Source organism: Protofrankia sp. Cas3, from assembly GCF_963555955.1.
In the GTDB taxonomy this organism is placed as follows: domain Bacteria; phylum Actinomycetota; class Actinomycetes; order Frankiales; family Frankiaceae; genus Protofrankia.
In genome coordinates this window covers 21,623-28,409 of the sequence record NZ_CAUVXP010000068.1, presented here as the reverse complement: position 1 = coordinate 28,409, position 6,787 = coordinate 21,623, and the positions used below count along the sequence as shown (strand labels likewise).

The following is a 6,787-nucleotide window of genomic DNA, read 5'->3' as shown; positions in this document are numbered from 1 at the left end:
ACATGCCGGTGTACAGGCGGTGTATGTCGACGAGTTCGACCTCGGATCGCCGGTCCGCGGCAGCCTGCAGCTCCGGGTCGAATCCGGCGCGCCCGAACAGCAGCAGTTTCGCGCCGGCCGCCTCCACTCCGCGGGCGACCAGTAGTGCCCGGACGCGGTCCAAGCGCGCCAGATCGGCGCCGCTGCGGGGCCGATCGGAGTCCTTGACCTCACCGATCGCGCGCACCACCGGCGCTCCGCCGCCGCGACGCCCGCCGGCCGCGAGGGCCACTACGTCCAGCTCGTGCTGGGCTCGACCCGCACGGTCGTTGACAACCGTCCGCCCGACCTCGCCCACCGGACCCCCCAGGGTCTCCTCGCAGGCATAGCGAAGCGTCCACTCCCTGGCAATCTCCTCGAACGCCGGCCCGAAAACCTGTGCCCGGACGGTTTCCCGAGCCGCGCGCCATGCCTGCATCGCCCGACGCTCCTCGAAGGCGACCAACCGCGGGTTCACCACCAGCTCGTGAAAACGAACGATGGGGTCGGCGATGGTCAACGTCGGTCTGCGCTGCAGCAGCACGTCGTCGTCCTTGCAGACGAACCCGGCGGTGATCAGAACGTCGAGCGCATGGCCGAGACTGCGTTGCGCCCGTCCGAGCACAGCAGCAATCTTGGACGGTGTGGTAGCGCCGCCGGCAATCGCGGCGAGCACCGAGTAGTACAGCGCCCGCTCGGTGATACGCGGATCCTCCCGCAGCAGGTAGGCCGTTTCCCCGAACAATGCATGACTGGGATTGAGGACCGTGCTCACCAGCAGGTCGTCAAGCTCGGCCATGGTCTGTGGGGAGGCGTCGGCAAGCAGGTCGCGATAACCGGGAATACCGCCGACAATCGCATACAGCGCAAAGGCGACGGTCGGGTCGGCAATACCGTACAGACCGGCGCTGGTGCGGAAGTCGAACGGACGCAGCATCAGGTCGAGTTCGGCTCGCCCGCGCAGCGGCCTGCTCCCTGACAGCAGCTCCGACATGATCGAAAGCGCCGATCCACAGACGATCACCCGGTACGAGGGCCACCCGGAGGCGGAACGGCTCTCATCCACAAGACTCTGCAGCACCGACGGCAGCTCCCGTCCAGCGGGATGGGCCAGCAGGTACGGCAGCTCGTCAATGACCAGCAGAGGCGCACCCGCACGACCGGGCGCCGGGTCGCCCAGGGGGGCGAGACCGACACCGGCGGGCGGTAGCGCGGCGCGCATCGCCTCGTTCCAGTCCCGAAAGCGCACATGACCTGCATGGAGTCGCTGCGCGACCAGTCCGTCGGCAAAACGCTGCAGGGCCGGGCCAGGCTCTTCCTCCAGGGCCATGTGGTAGATCCCGCCGAACTCCCGGACAAGTCGGCGGAGCAGGTAACTCTTGCCGACCCGGCGTCGTCCTGACAGGACACCGACCCGGACGCCGGGGCTCGTTGACGTGACGAATCGCTCCAGGTCATCCCATTCGTACTGGCGATCGAACAGGTCCGATGGCTTTGCCATGCATCTAGACTAACCCGAGTTAGACTAAGCGTGGTTAGGCTGACCGACACCAGGCGTTCTCCACCGGATCCGGGCCGGGACGAGGTAGGCCGGGACGGCCGCGCCGGCGTCCGGTTGACAGAGAAAGTGAGTGGCCACTACCTTTCTGGCATGGCCACACATGCGACGGGTAGCACCAGGACGCGGATGACCGCGGACGAACGTCGCACAAGCGTGCTGGCCGTAGCCGTCGAGGAGTTCGCCCGTGGCGGTTTGGCCGGCACATCCACCGAGGTGATCGCCAAACGCGCCGGCATCTCCCAGCCGTACCTGTTCCGCCTGTACCCCACCAAGAAGGATCTTTTCCTCACCGCCGTGCGGGACACCTTCGCCCGCACCGTGCGACACTTCGAACAGGCGGCGGGCGAGCTCGGCGGGCAGCCGGCGCTCAAGGCGATCGGCCTGTCCTACCAGGAACTCCTGCGCGACCGGACCTACCTGCTCATGCAGCTGCAGGCGTACGCCAGCTGCACCGACCCTGACATTCGGGCGGCGACCCGCACCGGCTTCCGCAATCTGTGGCGCGCTGTGGAGCGGCTCTCGGGGGTGCCGTCCGAGGCGCTGCGTGGATTCTTCGCCCACGGGATGCTCATGAACGTCGCGGCCGCGATGGACCTGCCCTCCCTCAGCGAGGAGTGGGCACGGCTGGTCTGCCTGGCCGCTCCGTCGGCCGAGGACTGATTTTTTCTGCCCAGCAAAGAGAGTGACTACTCACTTCATCAAAAGTAAGTGAGTACTAACTAGAGAGGATGTTGATCGTGATCACCCAACGGACACGGATCATCTGGACCTTCGTCGTGACCTCGCTGGCCGCGTTCATGGTTTCTCTGGACAACCTGGTGGTGACCTTCGCGCTCCCCCAGATCCGGGCGGACCTCGGCGCCGGGCTCGAGGGCCTGGAGTGGACGGTGAACGCCTACACGCTGCCGTTCGCCGTCATGCTGCTCATCGGCGCAGCCCTCGGCGACCGGCTGGGCCGTCGCCGCATCTTCGTCACCGGCCTTACGATCTTCACTCTGGGTAGTGCAGCCGCCGCCCTCGCCCCATCCATCGGGATCCTCATCGCCGCGCGGGCCGTCCAGGGAGTCGGCGCGGCGTTCATCCTGCCGCTGACCCTCACCATCCTGTCCGCGGCCGTACCGGCGCAACGGCGCGGTGCGGCCCTCGGCGTGTGGGGCGCGGTCTCCGGCCTCGCCGTCGCGGTCGGCCCACTCGTCGGTGGCGCGATCACCCAGGGCGCCGCCTGGCAGTGGATCTTCTGGGTGAACGTGCCGGTCGGGATCATCGCCATCCCGATGGCGCTGCGCCGCCTCGCCGAGAGCCACGGGGCGTCCACCCGTCTGGACCTGCCCGGCGTCGCGCTCGCCTCCACTGGGCTGTTCGGCCTCACCCTCGGCCTGGTCCGCGGCGAAGGCCACGGCTGGACCAGCGCCCCAGTTCTTGCGAGCCTGCTCCTGGGGGCGGCCGGTGTCACCGCGTTCGTTGCCTGGGAACTGCGCGTCGCCGCCCGCGGCGGCCAGCCGATGCTGCCGATGAGCCTGTTCCGCGGCCGCGGCTTCGCCGCGGTGAACATTACCGCCCTGCTGTTCTCCGTCGGCATGTTCGGCTCGATCTTCCTGCTCGCTCAGGCCCTGCAGAGCGTCTTCGGGTACTCGCCCCTGGAAGCCGGACTGCGCACCCTGCCATGGACGGCCATGCCACTGCTCGTCGCGCCGCTGGCCGGCCCGCTCTCCGACCGCATCGGTGGACGTCCGCTCCTGGTCACCGGCCTGTTCCTCCAGGCCGGCGGCCTGGCCTGGATCGCGGCGAACATGACCACCACCATGACCTACGACACGCTCGTCCCGGCGTTCATCCTCTCCGGTGTCGGCATGGCGCTGTTCTTCGTCCCGATCGCGTCCGTCGCGCTGGGCTCCGTCCGGCCCGACCAGGAAGGTCTCGCCTCCGGCACCAACAACGCCGTCCGCGAATTCGGTGGGGTCCTCGGCGTCGCCGTCCTCGCCTCCGTCTTCGCGAGCCGGGGCGGATATGACAACCCGCAGACGTTCGTCGACGGCACCGTCCCCGCACTGTGGGCCGGCGTGGCCGCCCTCACCGCCGGCGCCCTCGCCGGCCTGGCCATCCCCGGCCGCCGCGCCATCCCGGCAACCGCCGAGACGGCAAACCGCGAGACGGCAAACCGCGAGACCGCGACCGCCGGCACGACAACCCCGGCGACGACCCGACCCACCAGCGTCCCGACCCCCGCCTGACCCACCCCCATCTCGCGCGTTCCCCGTGTCCCCGTGGCAGCACCAAACCGCCGGCCTGCAGGCACCAGCCGACGGTCACGAAGATCCGGTGCATCCGATCATGTGATCAAACCTGCGACAGGCCCGAACCGACGAAAATCCCACACACCGTACGCCATCATTATTTCGGATAATCAAGCCGGAATAGCGGGTTGGACGGCACGCTCCGCTGTCTCGGTAGAAGCGCCGAGGTGCGCCGCTAGAATCAGCGTTGTCGGCCCGCTGGCTTCGTCGACAACGATCGCAACGGCGACACAGAAACCCATGCGATCAAATATGTCTGTCCACTCGTCGCTACCGCAATCGTAACGAACGACTGGACCTTGCATGCCTTCAAGAAAATCCAGTCGACACGTCGGCTTGCGCGTCTTTGCCAGTCCACCTGATCGGATCGAGAAGGCAAGGAGTCCACCGGGAACAAGTCGACGGAGTAGCAGACGTCAATAGGTTCGCAGGTGGCGAGGTAAGGGGCGGCGTCGGTGCAATGGAAGACTGGGGAGGGCCAGCGGGCACGAGCGCGGCGGATCTGGGAGGGTGCCGGGTCGATCCCGACGCCCAAGGCGCCACGATGATCAACGAGGTAGGCGAGGTTGTCGCCGGTACCGCACCCGAGTTCGACGACGTGTTTACCGCGGACATCGCCCAGCAGCTCGGGACCGGGATCATCAATGCTGGTACGGGTCCAGCGGAACTGGTGGACGGCAGGCCGCCGGTCGAGGTCGCCGGCCACGATGCGCGCGCGGGCGTGCTGTTCCCACACCGCCGTGTTCACCGCGACGGGATCGAGATGTTCAGACACGTAACGGCTTCTCCCAGGTGGCGACGGACGACCTGTTCGACAAAGGTGTCCTGCGTCGGGTCGTTGATCCATGTGATGGCCTGTTCGAGGTACCAGGCAACAGCCCACAGCCGGTGCCAGCCCAGCGCCCACATCTCCGGTTGTAGTCCCGCGCGTGGCCGGGACGCCTCCCCGTGCCCTCCTGTCCGGATGTACGCCCAGATCAAGCGTCGCAACGCTGCCGGGTCCACAAGTCCGGTGGTGCCCTGCCAGGACGCGAGGTCGAGTAGCCCCGGGCCGACGAACGCCCGCGCCCAATCCAGCAGCCGCCAGTTCGCCGCCCCGACATGCAGGCTGGTCGGGTGGAACTCGCTGTGACAGAGCCCGAACGGCGGTAGGTCCGTGCCTGCGGACAGCCGGTCCGCCTGCTCCTCGATCGCAGCCAGGACACCATCGAGGTCGACAGCCGTCATCCACCGGCCCCGCGACCACAGCTCGACCAGGCTCTTCAACGCCTGACGCGGCAGTTCGATCAGCCCTGCCCGGTCCAGGACCCGCAGAAAATCCGGGATCTCGGCATCGTGGACGGCGACTGCCGCCTTCGCTCCGTCGGCCGCAGTGGCGACCCGGACCGATTCCCCGAGATCCTCCAACAACATCCCGAGTACTCCCTCGTGAACAATACTGACGACGACACGGGGCACCGGAACACCCTGCACGGCCACGTAACGCAGGACGGCCGCTTCACCGGTGAACGGCTCCCTCGCATACTTGAAGATCACATTTCTGCCATCTGCCAGCCTTACCCGCTCGACCCCGGACAGTGCCCACACCCGCACCACCGATCGGGCGGCCGGGCCGCCAAGCCCCATCTGCGCGGTCAGTTCGTCGAGCAGGACCGCCGCGTCGTTCATTCGTCATCTGTCCTTTCAGGCGCAGCACTCGGGGTACAGACCGGCGACGGTGGAGAGGACCACCACCGTCGCCGGTCTGCACGAACACCAGGTCAGACCGACACCGACCGGGCCGTGACCAGATCGAGGATCGAGGAGATCCAGGTCTGCTTGAACGTCGACAGCTCGACCCGGAAGCGGTCGAGGTCGACCCCGAACGGGACGACCGCGCCTCCGGACATGTTCGCCGACGACTGGCAGCCGTGCACGAGCCTGCCCCCGAGGGCAGCATGGGCCTTCACGGCCTCCACCCGGCGATACTCGTTGAAGAATCCGCCGTGGTAGAGGTCGTCGACCCGCTCGGCGCCGTCCGCATCGAGGTCGTATACAACCCTAGCCGTGGTCGGAAAGAACCACGCCGGGCCGATGTCGGTGATCTCCCCGGTCATCGCCACCCGGTTGAGCGCGGCGAAGGTCGCCGACTCCCGCAGAATCCGGACGTCCTGCGCGCTGACCCCGGACAAGTCCGGATCGTCGAGCCGGTCACCCGAGAACAGGTGGCGGTAGACGCGGTCCGCTGTCCGCAACACCGCTGCCGGGTCCTGCGTGCGCTGCCCGAAAGCACGCACGAACTCCAATGTCTTCTGCTCGACCGTCGCTTCCTCGGTCTCCTCGGCTGACAGCAGCCGCTCGACCACGAGGTCCCAGTCGACCAGCATCCACACCGGCGCCTCGCTGCGCCGGAAGAAATAACGGTCCGGGTCGATCGTCACTCTCGGACCATCCACCGAGATTCCCGGGATGCGCTCCCAGTTCGAGGTGAAGGGTTCGGCCATCTCGACGGTGAACACCTCGGAGTCGGATTTTCTGGCGGGCATCACGTATCGTCCTTTCGGATCATCCTGAATGCGCCGCAGGAACGCAGCGCTTCATGGCCGACGTCAGGTCGGTGCCGAACGGGGACCGAGTCAGCCCGGCCGGCACCGACGTCTTGCCGGCACGGCCCCGACCGGCGGATGCGTGGCCCTCGGATGAAAGCCGCCGGAAAGCCGTGCCAACGGAGTAATCCTCAGCCAGTTCCGATCCCTGACGACAGTGCGCGACGCCATGGCGGCATCCTTGGAAATCCAGTGCGCCGAGCCATGGCGACACGCCCTGGATTTCCGATCCACCACCCCAGACCATCGTCGGCGGACTGCCGTACCACCGGGGTGCACGCCTCTCAGGACGTGATCTAAAAACAAAACATAAAGAACACAGCGGTCCG

At 67.3% G+C, this 6,787-nt stretch carries 6 protein-coding genes; 2 read left to right on the top strand and 4 right to left on the bottom strand.

The window, feature by feature from the left end; translation table 11 throughout:
* A partial coding sequence (locus tag U9983_RS14405; protein WP_322754521.1) for an AAA family ATPase occupies window positions 1-1,519 on the bottom strand: 1,519 nt, incomplete at its 3' end.
* Between the two features lie 186 nt (window positions 1,520-1,705).
* Here U9983_RS14405 and U9983_RS14400 point away from each other — a divergent pair.
* Window positions 1,706-2,239 (top strand): TetR/AcrR family transcriptional regulator, encoded by a 534-nt coding sequence (locus tag U9983_RS14400; RefSeq protein ID WP_322754520.1) that lies wholly within the window; start codon window positions 1,706-1,708, stop codon window positions 2,237-2,239.
* Between the two features lie 77 nt (window positions 2,240-2,316).
* Window positions 2,317-3,810, top strand: a complete 1,494-nt coding sequence (locus tag U9983_RS14395) for a DHA2 family efflux MFS transporter permease subunit (protein ID WP_322754519.1) — start codon at window positions 2,317-2,319, stop codon at window positions 3,808-3,810.
* A 244-nt stretch (window positions 3,811-4,054) separates the two neighbouring features.
* Here the strand turns inward: U9983_RS14395 and U9983_RS14390 are convergent, their stop codons facing one another.
* The 3 genes from U9983_RS14390 to U9983_RS14380 form a co-directional block, all read right to left on the bottom strand.
* The gene (locus U9983_RS14390; protein ID WP_322754518.1) at window positions 4,055-4,648 is read right to left on the bottom strand and encodes a class I SAM-dependent methyltransferase; all 594 of its coding nucleotides are present in this window, start codon (window positions 4,646-4,648) and stop codon (window positions 4,055-4,057) included.
* Entirely contained in the window at window positions 4,618-5,541 is a 924-nt protein-coding gene (locus tag U9983_RS14385) for a phosphotransferase (RefSeq protein WP_322754517.1), read from the bottom strand. Before U9983_RS14385 ends, U9983_RS14390 begins: the two co-directional genes overlap by 31 nt.
* Window positions 5,542-5,633: 92 nt before the next feature.
* Window positions 5,634-6,398, bottom strand: coding sequence for a hypothetical protein (locus U9983_RS14380; protein WP_322754522.1), 765 nt, complete (start codon window positions 6,396-6,398; stop codon window positions 5,634-5,636).
* Window positions 6,399-6,787 lie beyond the last annotated feature (389 nt).

Excerpts from the sequence above, each read along its gene's own strand:
- U9983_RS14385 (WP_322754517.1), bottom strand. The coding sequence starts at position 5,541 with ATGAACGACGCGGCGGTCCTGCTCGACGAACTGACCGCGCAGATGGGG.
- U9983_RS14400 (WP_322754520.1), top strand. The coding sequence starts at position 1,706 with ATGACCGCGGACGAACGTCGCACAAGCGTGCTGGCCGTAGCCGTCGAG.
- U9983_RS14380 (WP_322754522.1), bottom strand. The coding sequence starts at position 6,398 with ATGCCCGCCAGAAAATCCGACTCCGAGGTGTTCACCGTCGAGATGGCC.